Origin of the sequence: Leptolyngbya sp. NK1-12 (assembly GCF_032598965.1) — a bacterium.
Taxonomy (GTDB): Bacteria; Cyanobacteriota; Cyanobacteriia; order Elainellales; family Elainellaceae; genus Elainella.
The window spans coordinates 1,095,378-1,111,820 of the sequence record NZ_CP053586.1; the positions used below are offsets into that span (position 1 = coordinate 1,095,378).

At 53.1% G+C, this 16,443-nt stretch carries 11 protein-coding genes; 2 read left to right on the forward strand and 9 right to left on the reverse strand.

Features of this window, described 5'->3' with window-relative positions:
- Positions 1–173: 173 nt before the first annotated feature.
- Positions 174–950, reverse strand: coding sequence for a septum site-determining protein MinC (gene minC, locus HJG54_RS04110; protein ID WP_316433518.1), 777 nt, complete (start codon positions 948–950; stop codon positions 174–176).
- Positions 951–1,557: 607 nt separating this feature from the next.
- Here minC and HJG54_RS04115 point away from each other — a divergent pair.
- Complete coding sequence (locus tag HJG54_RS04115) at positions 1,558–2,283, forward strand: uracil-DNA glycosylase (protein ID WP_316433519.1); 726 nt, start codon at positions 1,558–1,560, stop codon at positions 2,281–2,283.
- 13 nt (positions 2,284–2,296) lie between these two features.
- On the opposite strand, the gene HJG54_RS04120 is transcribed toward HJG54_RS04115, so the two are convergent.
- The 7 genes from HJG54_RS04120 to HJG54_RS04150 all read right to left on the reverse strand — a co-directional run bounded on the left by HJG54_RS04120 (position 2,297) and on the right by HJG54_RS04150 (position 13,488).
- The gene (locus HJG54_RS04120) at positions 2,297–4,216 is read right to left on the reverse strand and encodes a BamA/TamA family outer membrane protein (RefSeq protein ID WP_316433520.1); all 1,920 of its coding nucleotides are present in this window, start codon (positions 4,214–4,216) and stop codon (positions 2,297–2,299) included.
- 111 nt (positions 4,217–4,327) lie between these two features.
- On the reverse strand, positions 4,328–4,915 hold the full coding sequence (locus tag HJG54_RS04125; RefSeq protein ID WP_316433521.1) for a hypothetical protein: 588 nt from the start codon (positions 4,913–4,915) through the stop codon (positions 4,328–4,330).
- A gap of 11 nt (positions 4,916–4,926) precedes the next feature.
- On the reverse strand, positions 4,927–6,000 hold the full coding sequence (locus HJG54_RS04130; RefSeq protein ID WP_316433522.1) for a diguanylate cyclase domain-containing protein: 1,074 nt from the start codon (positions 5,998–6,000) through the stop codon (positions 4,927–4,929).
- A 558-nt stretch (positions 6,001–6,558) separates the two neighbouring features.
- Complete coding sequence (gene pyrF, locus HJG54_RS04135; RefSeq protein ID WP_316433523.1) at positions 6,559–7,317, reverse strand: orotidine-5'-phosphate decarboxylase; 759 nt, start codon at positions 7,315–7,317, stop codon at positions 6,559–6,561.
- Positions 7,318–7,542: 225 nt separating this feature from the next.
- Positions 7,543–11,022 carry a DEAD/DEAH box helicase gene (locus tag HJG54_RS04140; RefSeq protein WP_316433524.1) on the reverse strand — a complete coding sequence of 1,160 codons (3,480 nt, stop codon included), beginning with the start codon at positions 11,020–11,022 and terminating at the stop codon, positions 7,543–7,545.
- Positions 11,023–11,139: 117 nt separating this feature from the next.
- On the reverse strand, positions 11,140–11,325 hold the full coding sequence (locus HJG54_RS04145) for a hypothetical protein (RefSeq protein ID WP_316433525.1): 186 nt from the start codon (positions 11,323–11,325) through the stop codon (positions 11,140–11,142).
- Positions 11,326–11,340: 15 nt separating this feature from the next.
- Positions 11,341–13,488 carry a polyribonucleotide nucleotidyltransferase gene (locus HJG54_RS04150; RefSeq protein ID WP_420717380.1) on the reverse strand — a complete coding sequence of 716 codons (2,148 nt, stop codon included), beginning with the start codon at positions 13,486–13,488 and terminating at the stop codon, positions 11,341–11,343.
- Positions 13,489–14,187: 699 nt separating this feature from the next.
- Between HJG54_RS04150 and HJG54_RS04155 the strand changes: the two genes are divergently transcribed.
- Positions 14,188–15,291 carry a hypothetical protein gene (locus tag HJG54_RS04155; protein ID WP_316433527.1) on the forward strand — a complete coding sequence of 368 codons (1,104 nt, stop codon included), beginning with the start codon at positions 14,188–14,190 and terminating at the stop codon, positions 15,289–15,291.
- Here HJG54_RS04155 and HJG54_RS04160 read toward each other — a convergent pair.
- Positions 15,288–16,400 (reverse strand): ABC transporter ATP-binding protein, encoded by a 1,113-nt coding sequence (locus HJG54_RS04160; protein WP_316433528.1) that lies wholly within the window; start codon positions 16,398–16,400, stop codon positions 15,288–15,290. The genes HJG54_RS04155 and HJG54_RS04160 overlap by 4 nt on opposite strands.
- Between the last annotated feature and the right edge of the window lie 43 nt (positions 16,401–16,443).

Below are 16,443 nucleotides of genomic sequence, written 5' to 3' on the forward strand. Positions count from 1 at the left end.
GACTGCATCAGACAAGCCAACGTTATTTGGTTTTGCTGCCAGACCAGTCTAGTTTGCCAGATGGCTCGATTTGACAAGAGGGGTTATAGAGATAGGACTCATTCAACTGAATCTCAACTGAATTGCACAACCCAACCGTTACTCCCGGGCAAAGAGACGCCTATTCTGGACACCTATTCTAAAAGCGCCTCACGTGAAAAGTCAGAGGCTTTAGCAATGCGGATACCATCACCAGTTACATAGGCAACTTCAGGCCAATACTGATCCGGTGGAGTTTGGGGGGCACGCGCCATAAAGTCAGCTATCCGGATCTGGGTTGGCTCCATGCGCAAAGCCAGGATTAAACAGCGGCTATTCCCGGCTGCACCCGCCTGTGCCACGCCCCGTAATGCACCCCAGACCAACACATCTCCGTCTGCCACAATCGAGCTGCCCGGATTCACATCGCCTAGCACAATCACGGTACCAGGATGGCGAATTTCCACCCCAGACCGCACCGTCGTTTCGATGTAGAGCGGTTCGGCCAGAGCCTGACCAGACTCCTCTTGGTTTAGATGCACAATCGGCGGTTGCTGCTCCACAGAAAAACCAGCTGTAGCAGCGGCCACAGCTGTTTGGCGACGAGTGGTATGGACCCGCTTGAGCTGAAGCTGAGCATCCGTCAGGGCATCTGCTATGGCCTGGAGTTGACGCGCATCCAACAACCGATCACGAGCAATCAAGTGCACAGGCGTGTTTGCTTGCCAAAAGCGCTCGGCGGCATTCAGGCGCTGCTTCAACTGCTGCCAAAGATCAGTCCAAGCGGCGGTGGGAGTAGTCATCTCGCGCTCGGGCGGTAGCAGCAACAACAGCTTGCCTCCCTCTCCTCTAAAACGCACTTGAGGCACAGAAACAGACTCTGTAGCTTGGGGAATCGAGGTTACGGGAGTTGGTACAGAAGGATCAGTCATGTAGGAGCCGAAGCGATGGGAAAGATGGAAAAAACCGGTAGCTGAATTAACTCTCCATCTTAATCACTGGGTTGAAGTTGAGCACAAATTCTGTAAAAACTTCCCTACCTTCCTCCTAACCCAAGTGCCGGTACCAGGAATAAACCCCATGTAGAGTGATCAGGATCACAAGAAGACCGTGATTTAAATCGCCATCTTTAACCCAGTGACCTAGCATACTTAAGGAGACTCAACTCTAGCCGAGTCATCAACAGGGAACACACGACTTGCCGACAGGGTCCTTTTTGGAAACTGTCGGTTTTTTGTTGCAAGCATCATAAATCACCCACATGGGCGGAACATCCGAGACAACACCGAACCTTGCTTTTTCTATTTATAGCTATAAAGAGATTGAGTGATATTCAAGTTACTCTTGAGGTTTGGCTCCGTTTGGTTCTGTCTTGAAGTAGTTGGCACAGATTTTGTTGAAATAGTCTAATATACATGCCTTAATGGCGATGCCACGCTGGACCGCAAAGATCTAGATTGTGATAGCTGTTTATTACCTTACCCTTAACCTGTAACTGCACATTAACTGCACACTGTAACTGCTTGCCCAGAACGACTCATGGCTACAGAAGACGACCAAATGGATCTGTTCAGCGCGATTGCTGTCAATCCGAAACCTGCCGCAGCCCTTGACCCAAATTTCGATCCAGAGTTAATTCCCACCAGTGCCAAAGTGCCTGTTCTCCCTGGAACCTATGGATCAATGGAAGAAATGTCGCTGCATTGCAACCGCTGCCACCGCTGCGACCTAGGGGCCACCCGCACCTATGCCGTAGTGGGGCGAGGCAACCCTCAAGCACCGATTTTGATTGTGGGAGAAGGACCAGGCCAGAACGAGGATGAAACAGGATTACCCTTTGTCGGCAAAGCTGGACAGTTGCTCGACAAGATTTTAGAGTCGGTAAAGCTGACCGAGGCGGACGTTTTTATCTGCAACATTGTAAAATGTCGCCCTCCTGGTAACCGTACTCCTACGCAGGATGAGATGGATGCTTGCCGTCCCTATCTGTTGGAGCAGATTCGCATGGTTGATCCACAGATCATCCTGCTATCAGGAGCATCAGCGGTCCGAGGGTTGATCGGTGACAAACGCGGCATTACCAAAATCCGAGGGGAGTGGATCGAGTGGGAAGGACGGCTCTGTATGCCGGTGTTCCACCCAGCCTATTTGCTGCGGAACCCTTCGCGAGAGAAGGGCAGTCCCAAGTGGTTAATGTGGCAGGATATTCAGGCAGTGCGCACCAAGTTGGATCAACTTCAGCAAGCCAGCGCAGATGCAGATTAGGCCCTAGAGCCATCTAGAATTTTTCTCCGGCGGTCAGTACGACCTGACTGGCTCCATCGTCGTTAATGCTGAATTCGAGCCGGAATAAGCCCAAATCAGTGTCAGCTCGTAATCCCAGGCCAAAGACAAAGCCGTCTTCTGGTTTGCGCCGACTCACAGAAGGCTCGCCAATCACGTCATCGGCAGACCCCAACGTAGAAGCAAAACCGCTAAAAATAGCGCCACCCAAATTCACATCGCGCCGCAGTAGCTCGAAGTTGATAATTGGGAAGCGGTATTCGGCTGCCACGAGGGCAAATCGACTGCCCGAAGCCAGACCATCTCCGGCATAGCTACCCAGCGGCCCCGCCTCAATACTGAAGGCGTCGTAGGGCGGCACATCGCCAAACATAGCCCCTGCTTGGGCATTGAACACGAGTGTCCGGGGTCCTTCTGCAAAACCGAATAGATCGAGGGGGAGGAAGTGGGTGTAGTTGGCGCTAAGGCGCGTGTAGGTGATACTGGCAGCCCCAATCGGTATGGCTTGGTCAATTCCGAACCGAAGCCGGTCGCCATCAAGCGGTCGATCGAGGTTGTCCAGCCGATTCAGTTCGCCGGAAAACTGAACGGTTAGTAGCTCGTCAAAATCAGAGCCGACAATCAGCCGTTCGCCCAGTTGATCCCGGTCGAAGGTGTCACGTTCAAAGGCGGAATTATGGATCGACACCTGCTGATAGTTGACTCCCAGTGCCAGAGTTAGGTCGGTAGCCACTGGCCGAAACACCTCTATACCGCCGCCAAACCGGTGCACCCAAGGCGTGTTGCGGTTCGGCAAATCCACATCGCGAGCACCACCTGCAAAGACTCGCTGCACCGAGCGCTGGTTGAAGATGTTAAAGGAAATGCCGGTAGGATCGTTGCCAATCCACGGATCCCGAAATACCAACTCGGTGTCAAATACCTGCACCCCTCCTCGGATTTGCAAGGTTAGCTCTTGATCATTGCCGCCCAAATTTAAAAATCTGACGCTACCGTCGGCAGATAGCCCTGTGTTTTCGTCAGGGCCTTGGCCCAACGCTGGATTCTGCTGAAACGGGCCTTCCAGCGCCGAGGGAGAGGGGTTGACCGAATACAGCCCTAACACGATAGGGCTTCGCTCTTCCACCAAAATCACCATGACCACTTCATCAGGATTGGCGGCAGGTTCCAGTTCAATCCCAGCAGATCGGACGACTGCCATCCGTGAAAGCCGATCTAACCCTTGTTGCGCTAATACTTCGTCATACGGTGTGCCTGGTTCCAGATCAAATTCCCGTAAAAATACGGAAGGGCGGGTATGGCCCTCAAAAATTTCACCATCTCTTCTGAAAAATCTGACTTCAATATCGGTGATTGTCTGTCCAGATCCGGCAGGAGCAATGCCATCAAAAAGTAGACTTGGGCCAGCAGGAGTAAATTCTACTTGTACAGGAGGCTCGGCTGTTTCTGGTTCAGAATCTTCCTCTGGTCGGGACGCGGGCGGAGTTTGAGAGGTAGTCTCAGGAGCGGTTAGATCAGCAGCTGAATTGGAAGAGGCATCTGGTAAGGGTGCGTCTGATAACGGTACATCTGGTAGGGATGCATCTGGTAAAGGTGCGTCTGTGGAAAAATCAATGGGCAATGGTTCGCGAATCGTTGAATCCGTCTCAGAGGCGGTTTCAGCCGGCGCTAATTCAGGGGCAGCATCAAGTTCAGCCGGAGTATCAGTCAGAATCCGATCAGTTGAGGTTGCACCTGATGGCGCTGTTTCCCAGCTATAGTACAAAACGCTTGGCTTTGGAATGGGCAGTTCAGCGTTGCTCTTGTCTACGAAAACTAAGGGCAGCCCAACTCCTAACAAAGCCGTTAAAACAGGCGTCCAACCAGGTGGAATAGCCAGGGATAAGGCACACGATCGGGTTTGTTTAGTACTCACACCACTGTCTCCAAAAAAACCGAGTACCAAAATCAAATCAGATCTTGCTGAAGCGGGCAATGATGTTGCACCACTTCTAGTCTGGAAATTAATCAAAATCAATCTTTAAATTTATGAATCAATGCTGCCGGCCTGGCAATCTCTCAACCAGAGGCGAATCGCTTGGGCAATCACGCCTTGGCTGCTGTCGCGGGGTGGGGTCGGAGGTTCGTCACCAGGGTAATTGCCCACTGTCGAAAGCATGAGCACAAACCGCCAACTATTTTCGGTTTGTGCCAGAAAGAGCCAATGGTAGTGCTGTAATTGAAAGGCTTCTCCCGAAAAGTATTGTCGCTCTAGCGTGGTGAAGAAAACCTGCGGCACTTCGCTCTCGGTGGCCGATTGATATTCTCCAGCCTTGAGGGTGAGTGGCTCGTATTCTGGATTGCCCGCTAGCAGAACGTAGCCGGGGCGTTCACGGGTGCGATGCTCAGTATAGGCCCGTTGGCTAACTCGATTGGCATAGCTAGGCAAATCGCGCAGCAGCAGCGGTATCAAGGCTTCGAGCCGGTTGGGACACTCTATCTTAGGGCGGATGGGGGTGGAAGCAGGAGTGGAGGAAGCAAATTGCGTTTGAGCGGCAGCCGATGCAGGTCCCCAGGCACTGACTAAGGCTAGGAGGATTAGAGTGAAGCGATATGCTGGGTTGCTGGTACGCATGCTGGGGTTGCTTAAGCGAGGCGCAGATCGCATTCCCCTAGAGAAAGGCGATTGATCACCGTGCAATTCCGTCCTCTTGATTTTGCCCGATAAAGGGCGCTATCGGCACTCTGGATCAGCTGGTTCAGGGAACTGCTGGAGTGAGGTACGGTACTAGCAATGCCAACACTCAGCGTCACGTAGGGACTGACCGCTGAACCCTGATGGGAAATCTGGAGCTGTCTAATCACAGTCTGAATTTTGCGGGCAACTTGAATTGCTCCTAGGGCTGGCGTATCGGGCAGAATCAGAGCAAACTCTTCACCGCCATAGCGGGCTACTAGATCCGCCGGACGTGCAGCCGCTTTGATCAAAGCATTTGCGACTCGACGCAGACATTCATCTCCGGCTTGATGCCCATAGGTGTCGTTATATTGCTTAAAGAAATCGATGTCGCAAAGAATAATAGAAAGGGGAGCCTGTTTGCGTTTGAGCCGCCACCATTCTTGATTTAAACGGTCATCAAAATGACGACGATTGGCAACCTGAGTCAGCCCATCCATAAACGCCAACCGCTCTAATTCCTGATTAGCCTCGTGCAGTACAACTTCAATCGCAGTGCATCGCTGAATTTCTTGCTCTAGTGCCTCGGTTCGTTCCCGCACTTTCTGCTCTAAAGACTGAGAGTAATCCTCTAGCTTGCGGCGTGACTGCTGAATTTCCTGAGACATTTGGTTAAAGGACTTTGCCAAAACTGCCAATTCTTCTACCCGCCCCACATCAACCAGTTGACATTCACCTTGGGCAATTCTACGGCTGGCTTCGCTTAAACGCAAAATCGGCCCGGCCAACTTACGGCTGAGGTAAAGCACCATAGCCAGAGTGACGCTCACCGAGAGCAGGCACAGCATTAAAGTGATCAGCGTATGATCCAGATCGTTCGTTTGCTGATTTTGCAATGATAGCAGCCCAATCACTCCCACCGTAGTCAACATCTGTAACAGGCAGGGGAACACCAGGATCAGCAACAGCGGGATACTTTTAGGCGGTTTTGGATTAAGCGCCGTATCAGGCATCAGAGCAGCGAGTCGAATTGGCAAGTGCATAGGGACGGGGAGAATAGCAATGGGTTTCGCGCAGCGCAAGCGCTAGATGACCTACACCATAAAGCTAGATCTAGAACAGAGACGTGAAAATTAACCTAAAATTAAGGCGAGTGATGAGCTTAAGGTGAATAATGCGAAGAGATAGATGCGGGCTTCACGGCAAATCCGTTGAGAGACCGAGGTGAGTTTTTCCTAAACCCTGCCTGAGCTTGCTGAACGGTGCACCTAACCTAAGAGTATTTGAGGCGACTAAGTATAGATAAACGCTTCCCTGGATTACGGCTCTATAAATTTGACCGCAACTGGAATCGGGGAAGTAAAAAGTCAGCATTAAGTCAGTTAATTTAAGTCAGATAATTAAAACGGCAAGTAGCGCCTTTTAAGCTCTATACAAGCTTTATACAAGAGAATCAACACGCTACTGGTGATTTCCGAAAGTAATCCCAAAATAAGGACGCTGCACGGAAAAGTAATAGTTGATATCTCTAGATCTTATGAAAATCTTTTGATATCGCTCTCCGTACTTTCTCTATAGATCACCTAGGTGAATGACTGTAATCACAGCAATTCTGCTGAGATGCGCTCGAATGCTGCCGCTGGGTCAGCTGCTGTAGTGATAGGGCGACCAATCACCAGGTAATTAGCTCCTGCTTTTAGAGCGGCGGCCGGGGTCATGGCCCGCTGTTGGTCACCTTTCTCAGCCCAAGTGGGACGCACACCCGGACAGACTAACAAAAACTCCTCGCCACAGATACTACGAAGCTGTGCCACTTCTTGAGGTGAGCAGACAGCACCTGCTAAACCGCTGGCCTGAGCCAATAGAGCCATTTGTAGGGCATAATCGTTCAGCTCTAGGGGAATCTTCAGTTCCAAGGCTAAAGCGCGGGCCGTTAGGCTGGTCAATACGGTAATCGCAATCAGATTGGGCGGCTCTACGTTACTAGCCATTGCCCCTGCGACCGCAGCAGCTTGGGCTGCCTGTAACGCTGTTTGGCCGGCAGCAGCATGCACCGTGAGTAGTTCGACACCATACTGAGCAGCAGAACGGCAAGCTCCGGCCATGGTGTTGGGAATATCGTGAAACTTAAGGTCGAGGAAGACTTTTTTTTGCCGTTCTTTGAGAATCGCTAAAATTCTCGCTCCGCTACCGACAAATAGCTCTAGGCCCACCTTCCAAAACGTCACCTGAGGCAGTTGGTCGAGGAGGGCTAGGGCAGCAGCTTCCGTAGGAACATCTAAAGGCACAATAATCTGATCGGCTGGTGACATATCGGCTGAGGTACAGGAGAGCTGAGGTGCAGGAGAAATGATGGACACTCGTTAAAAACTAGCAGTAAATTTGTGTTGTTTTAGTAAAGTCGAACAATTCTCCCTTGTTTCTACGGATGCAGCTACCTATGATGTGATCAATCTAACTTTCATCCTTGGTTGGCAGTTAAAACGTATCAATCATTGGTTTAGGATCATAGGTCAGAATTAGGGCATCAAGCGTGGATGCCCTTTTTTCTTTGGGAACTGCTAGTTGTCTTGCTAATTGTTTTGCTAGTTGTCTTCATCGTCAATCACCGCAGCGCGGTCCAGTAGCAACAAGTTACGCAGGGCATCGGTATCCAGTTCGGTAAGCCAGGTTTCGCCCGCGCCCACTACTTGTTCTGATAGAGCTTTTTTGCTCTCGATTAGCTCGTGGATTTTTTCTTCTAAAGTGCCGGTGCAGACAAATTTGTGCACCTGGACATTGCGAGTTTGGCCGATGCGGAAGACACGGTCGGTGGCCTGATTCTCAACAGCCGGGTTCCACCAGCGATCAAAGTGAAAGACGTGATTTGCTCGCGTTAGGTTTAGGCCCACACCACCCGCCTTTAGGGACAGGATAAAAATGCGGGGTCCCTGCGGATCATTCTGGAAGCGGTCGATCATCTCTTCGCGCTGCTTTTTCGAGGTGCTGCCGTAGAGGAAGATCACCTCCCGGTTAAAGGTGCGTTCTAGGTGGGGTTGCAACAGCTTACCCCACTCGGCAAATTGGGTAAAGATCAGACAGCGGTCACCTTCTAGCAGTAGCTCTTCCAGCATTTCTTCGAGCCGTTGCAGTTTGCCGGAAGCCAGCCGAAAGTCGGAGAGGTTGGTCTGCTCTAAGGACGTGTCTTCCTGGAACAGCAATGGATGGTTGCAAACTTGTTTGAGGCGAGTCAAGAGAGCCAAAATCATGCCCCGCCGCTGGATACCTTCAGCCGATTCGATCTCAACGAGAGATTGATCGACCAACTGCTGATAGAGTGTTCCTTGCTCGGCAGACAGACCACAGAAGACGGTCATCTCCTGCTTCTCTGGCAGATCCTGAATAATTGTCCGGTCGGTTTTGAGTCGGCGTAGAATAAAGGGCTGCACCAGAGAGCGCAGGGTTTTGAGGGAAGCGGTATCACCGTAGCGTTCAATTGGGATGGCAAAGCGGCGCTGAAAAAAATTCTTGGGTCCTAAATAGCCCGGATTCAGGAAGTCCATAATCGACCAAAGCTCGCTCAGCCGGTTTTCAACCGGGGTACCGGTAAGGGCAATGCGAAACTGGGCATCGAGCTGCCGCACCGCCTGGGACTGCTTCGCGTCGGCGTTTTTGATGTTTTGGGCTTCATCAAGCACAATTCCTTGCCAACTCACAGTTTGCAACGCTTTCAGATCCCGGTGAACGAGGGAATAGCTGGTAATCACCAAGTGCTGCTTTTGCACAGCTTTGGCCAACGCTTTGCCCTGGGGGCGGCGGTCGCCGTGGTGCACAATGGCTTTGATGCTGGGACCAAATCGCCTGATCTCTCGTTCCCAGTTGCCCAGCACCGAGGTGGGGCAAACCAGCAGCGTTGGTTTGTCCAGCAGGTCTTGGGCCTGCAAATGCAGCATAAAAGCAATGAGCTGAATGGTTTTGCCTAGCCCCATATCGTCGGCTAAACACGCTCCCAATCCCCAGCGTTCCAAAAAAGCTAGCCAGGAAGCTCCGCGTACTTGATAAGGCCGCAGCTCGCCCCGAAACGATTGGGGCACTTCGATCGGCTCGACACTCTGGTTGCCGGACGTGAGGGTGTTGATCAGCTCTTGCAGGGCACCGGACGCCTCAAACCCCAAAACCGGCAGCTTTTCTATCATCTGGGTGTCGCCGGTACTAATGCGCAGGGCATCTTCCAGCGACAGGGAGGTCTGGTCTTTGCGGCTCTCAAAAAAAGCTTGAGCGGCGCGGATATCTTGCGGGCGTAGCTCCACCCATTCGCCGTTGATTTCCACTAGAGGCGTGTTCAGGGCAACTAGCCGATCAAACTCGCTGCGAGACAACCGCTGGCCGCCAATCGTTAGCTCCCATTTGAAGTTGAGCAAACTCTGTAAACCGAGCCGTTGATTTTTGCCCAGCTTGGGTGTCTCAGCCTGGACTCGCAGGCCCAATCGATTGGCCCAGCCTTCCTGATTGGCTAAGTTCGGCGGCAGGATGACGCCAAACCCACTGTCCTGTAAACGCCAAGCCGTGGCTTTAATGAATTCGTATACTTGCAGCGGATTCAGCTGGCAGGACTGGGGTTGGGCCGTTTGTAAACTTGGCTCCAGTACTGGATAAAGCCGTGATGCTAGGCCCAAGCCGGCCAACAGGGTTTCCTGTGGAGCTTCAATCGTGCGGCCCATATACTCCAATCGATCCACCGGATTATTCCAGACCACTCTGGCACTAACCAAGAAATCTGGGTCATGCACCGATTGCAGGAAGTACTCCAGGGTCCAGTCCTGCCCGCTGGTGGGGGGATGGAGGTAGAAGCAAGTCCGAAACGTAATTTGCCGCTGGGACTGGCGCTGCACGGGTGCAGTCCATTGCTGCAGCGCTGCTTCTAGACGCTCTAGGCGGGGTGCTTCGCCTTTGAAGTTTTTTTCGTGTCCTAATGCCTGAAGCCATTCGCGTAGGGCAATGTCTTTGGGGAGGGGGGCGGTGGGCAGCGGTTGGGCGGCAGCGGCTGCTCGTACTTCTGCTTCGATGGTGCTGTTGAGGAAGCCGAGAATGATTGACGCTGGATCGGCAGCCATCAAAGAGCGGTCTGGGTTAAACGGGTCGCTGAACCAATCAGTTCGGCAGATTCCCGGCATGTGGTGGACTAGATTCTCCAACCGGGATTGATCCACCGCACTGTCTAGTAAAACCTGCCAGTGGGCTGTGTAACCACCATTGGATTGATGCGTTAACTGAGGTAAAAACTTACCCCGCGCCAGTAAATCTAAGCGCCAGCGAGCTACATGGGACCAAAAGCGCAAATCTGCTCCCAGCCAAGAGAGCCGTTCATCCTGAACCGAAGTTAACGGCAGGGACTGTAATAGCTCGATCGCTTCTTGAGCGGTTAACCGCAATCCCTGCACCTGCCACGGCTGCAATTCTAAAGTTGCTTGGGCAATTTGGTCGTCCTCCAGATCAGACAAAACTTCAGCACTAGAATGCTGCGGCAAGAAAATGGCACCGGCAGGGGTCTCCAAGTGGTATGTGGGTAAGGCGCAGGTTACCGTCTGCCAGCGTAGCGAGGCCAGATCCAGAGCCGGCTCCAGCATTTGGGTCTGCTGGCGCTTGCGAGCACGGCCCAGCGGCACGGGAGGATCTAAGGAAAAATCAGCCACCGTCCAATTGATCTGATGCGACCGATGCAGCGTGCGGAGAAACTTTCTAATCTCAGCCACACTCATGACGAACGGATGGCTGAGCGGATTCGCGTCGGTCAAGTGCCAGCGTTGCTCATCCTGCAAACTTTCTGCTTGTAGACTTTTTGCTTGTGAACTTGCTGACTGTAGCAGATTGGTAGACGCAGCTGAATCTGAATCCGCATCTTGCGGATTGGATTGGGAACCAGACCGTTGCGCACTCGATTGGCTAGGCAATGCCACTGGCTCAATTCTGCGCCAAGTCTCACCCCAAAGAAAAAAGCAACCAGCCCAAGGATCCGTATCTGCCTCTGGTTGACCTGCTGATGAGCTTTGAATTTTGGGAATCCAGCTACCGTGTAAGATTGCCATGCGCGCGCTCTGGATGGCATAGGGAATGGCATATAAGGCAAATCCCGCGGAAGCCTAGCCCGCTTCAGTTCAGGCGCAACTTCCTAGGCAATGCAGTAGAGACCTGCAGGGATTGACTTATTGTACATCTCGAATGCAGAGATGGGGGAGATAGGGGAGATAGGGGAGATAGGGAGCAATATTTGCCGAGTGGGGGCAGGCTACGCGAACACCTTCCCTATCTTCCTCATCTCCCCCATCTTCCTCATCTCCCCCATCTTCCTCATCTCCCCCATCTCCCCCAGTTTTTCGACGAAATGCCACCCGCAGCCCTGACACTTATTGGGTTGCAGCCTCACGGGCCGCCGCCGCTTCATCGGGATGAATGCCGAGACGGGTGAGGTTGATGCGTCCGCGGTTATCGATTTCTCGCACTTTGACAATTACTTCGTCACCAATTGCGACTTCGTCTTCTACCTTACCGACGCGGTAGTCGGCGAGTTGCGAGATGTGGATCATGCCTTCCTTACCAGGGAGGAATTCCACAAAAGCTCCGATGGGGATGATCCGGGTGACTTTGCCAACATAGACATCGCCAGCGCTAAGTTTGCGGGTCATGCCTTCGATGATGGCGCGGGCCTGTTTGGCTTTGCTGCCATCTACCGCTGAAATGGTGACGGTACCATCATCCTCGATGTCGATTTTGGCTCCGGTTTGCTCGGTGATGCCTTTGATGGTTTTACCACCGGGGCCAATGATCATGCCGATCAGGTCTGGCTCGATCTTGATGGTTAGCAGACGCGGCGCAAACGGAGACAAACTAGCTCTGGGCTTGTCGATGGCGGCCAGCATTTTTTCCAGAATATGCATGCGGGCAGGACGGGCTTGGTTAATGGCATCGGCCACCACCTGGATCGCCAGACCGGTAATTTTCATGTCCATTTGCAAGGCGGTGATGCCTTTGTCGGTCCCGGCTACTTTGAAGTCCATGTCGCCCAGGAAGTCTTCGATGCCCTGAATGTCAGTGAGGATGCGAACTTCTTCACCTTCCTTGATCAGTCCCATGGCCGCGCCGCTGACGGGTTTGGCAATCGGGACACCGGCATCCATCAGCGCCAGAGTCGAGCCGCAGACTGATCCCATGGAAGTCGAACCATTCGACGACAGCACCTCCGAGACGACCCGGATCACGTAGGGAAAGTCTTCCTTCGGCGGAATCACCGGCATCAAGGCGCGTTCGGCTAGGGCACCATGCCCCACTTCTCGGCGTCCAGGAGAACGCATAGGTTTGGTTTCACCCACCGAGTAGGGCGGCATGTTGTAGTGATGCATGTAGCGCTTTTCGACATCGGGATGCAGATCGTCTAGCTCTTGGGCTTCTCCTGGCGTGCCCAGCGTCACCACAGACATGACCTGCGTCAACCCCCGCTGAAATAGGGCGCTGCCATGCACACGCGACGGCAACAAACCAGTCTGGCAGGAGATCGTCCGCACTTCGTCGAGTTTCCGGCCATCTACACGCACCCCGTCCTCCACAATCTGACGGCGCATCAGCTTTTTAGTGATGTCTTTGTAGGTGTTGCTGAGGGCTTTCGGGTCGCTAGAGGCAGCTAGCCGCACTGGATCCTCTTCGGGTAAGGATTCAATCGCTTCACTCACCTGTTCTTTAATTTGATCAAGGGCGGCATCCCGCTCTGGCTTAGCCAGCTCAAACTGGCGCAGGATCTGCTGGACTGGTTCCGTGACCCGTTCGGTGATAAAGGTTTCCAGGGTTAGGTCCACTTCTGGCTCTGGCTCTTTCACCAGTTCAAGTCCGAGTTCGGCAATCAGATCGCGCTGAGCCTGGATCAAGTCGCGCACCACTTCGTAGCCAAAATCGATCGCTTCGAGAATATCCTGTTCAGGCAACTGGTTGGCCCCGGCCTCGATCATAATCACGCCATCGGGAGAACCCGCCACGACCAAATCCAGATCGCCCGCTTCAATCTCTTGATAGGTGGGATTGATAATAAAATCATCGCCAACCAAGCCGACGCGCACGGCTGCCATCGGGCCATTAAACGGGATCTCAGCCAGTAAGGTAGCAATCGAAGCGCCGGTCACAGCTAAAACATCGGGGGGCACTCGCTCATCGAGCGATAGGGTGGTCGCCACAACTTGAATATCATCCCGCAGCCAGTTGGGGAACAGCGGACGCAAAGGCCGGTCAATCAGACGGCTAATCAGCGTGGCCCGCTCTGGAGGGCGACCTTCTCGACGCAGAAACCCGCCCGGAATTCGTCCTGCCGCATATAGCCTTTCTTCGTAGTCCACCAACAAAGGCAAAAAATCAATTCCTTCGCGTGCGGCTGCTCTTGTAGCTGTGACCAAAACCGCTGTATCTGCTGACTGGATTAAAACTGAACCACCGGCCTGAGGCGCTAACAAACCTACTTTCAGTCGAATATCCCTTCCATCTACGGATATTGACTTGTCTACTTCTTGCAACATGAAGCGCTAATCCTTCTCTTATTCTTCTCTTGAGGCAATCGTAACATTGATATCCCTGTACTGATGCGAAACGGATACCACTTTTGCTAAACACGGCTGCATTTTATCTGAGCGTTAATCGAGTCAATTCGAGCAGGGGCATTGGGTCGAGCCATTTTGGTGCTTAAGAGTAGATGCTTAGGAGATGCTTAGGAGTCAGAAAAAGCAGCAGCCAAAACATCAAAAACTCAAGCAGTACGAGCCTAAATGTTCCACGCCGGACGAATTGCTGTTTCAGTGATGCGGTTGTTTCATGGCTTCTAAAAATCGTTTGAAAAGCCTTCTACATCCCCCTATGTATTCTGGGAGACTTGCCGAACCGTCGCTGTTCAAAGTCCCCACGTAGGGGATTGTAGCCCTGCGGGCACCCCAGAAAAGGGGCGGCTCCAGCGCAAGTCCTGTTCAAACAGCTTCTAACGGCTGTTTGAAGCCAATCGAGCGAGAAGCACATCCAAATTCATGGGCAGCTAAGTAAAGCATGGAGTAGGGTTCAGACTTAATCAACTTTTCCTATTTCAATTCGCAATCGATTATCAAAAAGCTCTAGACTCAGTTAAGAATCGTTTGCAACTACCAGCAGTTCGTTCGATTCTCTGGGGTATTCAGCTTGGATTGCTGATGGGCAGCAAAGCCAATAGCGCATAGATTTGACGGTTGGTGAGTACGGTTGTGGGTAACGTGGGTAACGTGGGTAAACCAATTCTGAAATCGCTTCCCAGGCCACTGCGCTGGCTGATTCGACCCGCTCTTCTGGGGTCAATCGGTCTGCATGTGCTGGTATTGCTGCTGCCACTTCCAGAGCAGGCCAGCCTGGATGCAGCCCGTCGCCAAGACGTAGAAGTCAACGTGACTCGCTTACCCGAACAACCGCCAGCCCCCAAGCCAACCGCAACCCCCAAACCGACGCCCACCCCCTCATCGCAAGCAGTTCGTCCCTCACCGCAAGCAGTTCGTCCCTCACCGCCGCCTCAGTCAGTCGCTCAACCTCTTCAACCTGCACCCCGTCCGCCTGCTGTCACCCAGAAGCCGCCTGTCGCTCAGCCCAGCCCCTCACCCGTTGCTTCTCCTACCCCAACGCCTGAACCGAGTCCCGATCCGGTGCCACCACCGGCGGTGCCGTTTGCCGATCTACCTCTATTAACTGGCAGCCAGACCGGCTGCTTTGGCTTGGGCACCTGTCATGAAATCACCGATGGCACTCACTTCCGCACAGCTGGACAAACCCTAGAGCAGGCGCTGCAAGCTCAAGGCTATACGGTGAAGCCGCGCGAAGATTTGGAGGAGACCGGGCGTAAGGTCTATGAGCTGACGAAGGGCAATAAAACTCGCTATCTCAATGTTTTGTCTTCGGATGTGGGCAGTACGATTTATCTGGTGACGCCCCAGCCTGTCAGCCTGGATCAACTTCAAATCAGCGAAACTCACAAGGCTGAACTAGAAGCCATTCTGGATAGCATCAGCAGCGGCTCTGTCAACCCTACCCAGTTGACCCAGCCTGAAGCGTTTTTTGCCGGAACCACGCCTCGTCCTGAAACCGGCAGTCAGCTGCGATTGGTTGCAGGCCGTTCGCCGCAAGAGTTGCTAGATGGGTTGACAGGTTCGTTGCAAGCTCAGAATTTTACTCTAACGGAAGCGGGCGGCTACGGTAACGGTTTGCTCTACGAAGTCACCAAGGGAGCCTACACCGGCTATCTCAATCTCGTGCCCACGGTGGACCGCAGCGGTACCATCGTGGTTTTGTGGACAAATTTACCGAGCTAAGCGGCAAATACTCGCAGCACGGCAGTTTCGGCAATCTGGGGGCGCACCGCCGCACCAACTGGCAAGCGCTGGTCCACCGGAGTTCTGGCGATCAGATCCTGTCCAGAGGCAAGGCGAATGCTGTAGCGGTATTCACGGCCCAAAAATTGCCGGTCCTGGATTGTGGCAGTGCCAGTCTGTTCATCGGGATGTAAGCGCAGATCCTCTTGTCGCAGCATCAAGTTAATCGCCTGACTGATAGCCGACTCTGCGCCTCCAGCTCTCACAACCCGATCCGGTGGCACACACCCAATTGGGGTTTCAAATACAGGTCCCTTGGGCGTCGCGGGTAGAAAGTTGGCCTGGGTGACAAACTCGGCCACAAACCGAGAGGCCGGCTCACGATAGAGGGCTTCCGGTGTACCAATTTGCTCTAGACAGCCCTGCCGCATCACCGCTACCCGGTCGGAAATCGAGAGGGCTTCTTCTTGGTCATGGGTCACAAACACAGCCGAGGTGCGAGCCGCCTTGAGGATATCCCGCAACTCTTGCCGCAACCGTAGACGCACCTGTACATCCAAATTGCTGAGCGGCTCGTCTAGAAGCACCAGAAACGGATGGGGAGCCAAGGCCCGCGCCAGAGCCACGCGCTGCTGCTGTCCCCCCGAAAGCTGATGGGGATAGCGGTTGTCCATGCCTTCGAGTCCAACTAGGGCAATAGTCTCCTGAACACGCTGCTGCACGATCCCGTTCGGTTTTTGACTCAGGCCAAAAGCAATATTCTGGCTGACGGTGAGGTGGGGAAACAGGGCATAATCCTGAAACACCATGCCGACTCCACGTTTTTCTGGTGGAATCCACTGCCCAGAACCGGCCACACACTGCTGACCAATCTCGATCGTGCCGCGCTGGGGTTGCTCAAATCCGGCAATCAGGCGCAGCAGTGTAGTTTTACCACAGCCAGAGGGACCCAGCAAACTCAGGAATTCGCCTGACTGCAGCGTCAAACTCACGTCCCGAACGGCAGGCGGATTTTGGTTCGAGAATTGGCGCGTCACGCCATCGAGGCGCAGAATTGGCTCGGACGGAACCTCGGATGTAGTCAATGAAACAGAAGCAGGATAGACCATCGCAGCAAGAGAATCTACAGCGTCTAGGTTTATAGTAAGAGAC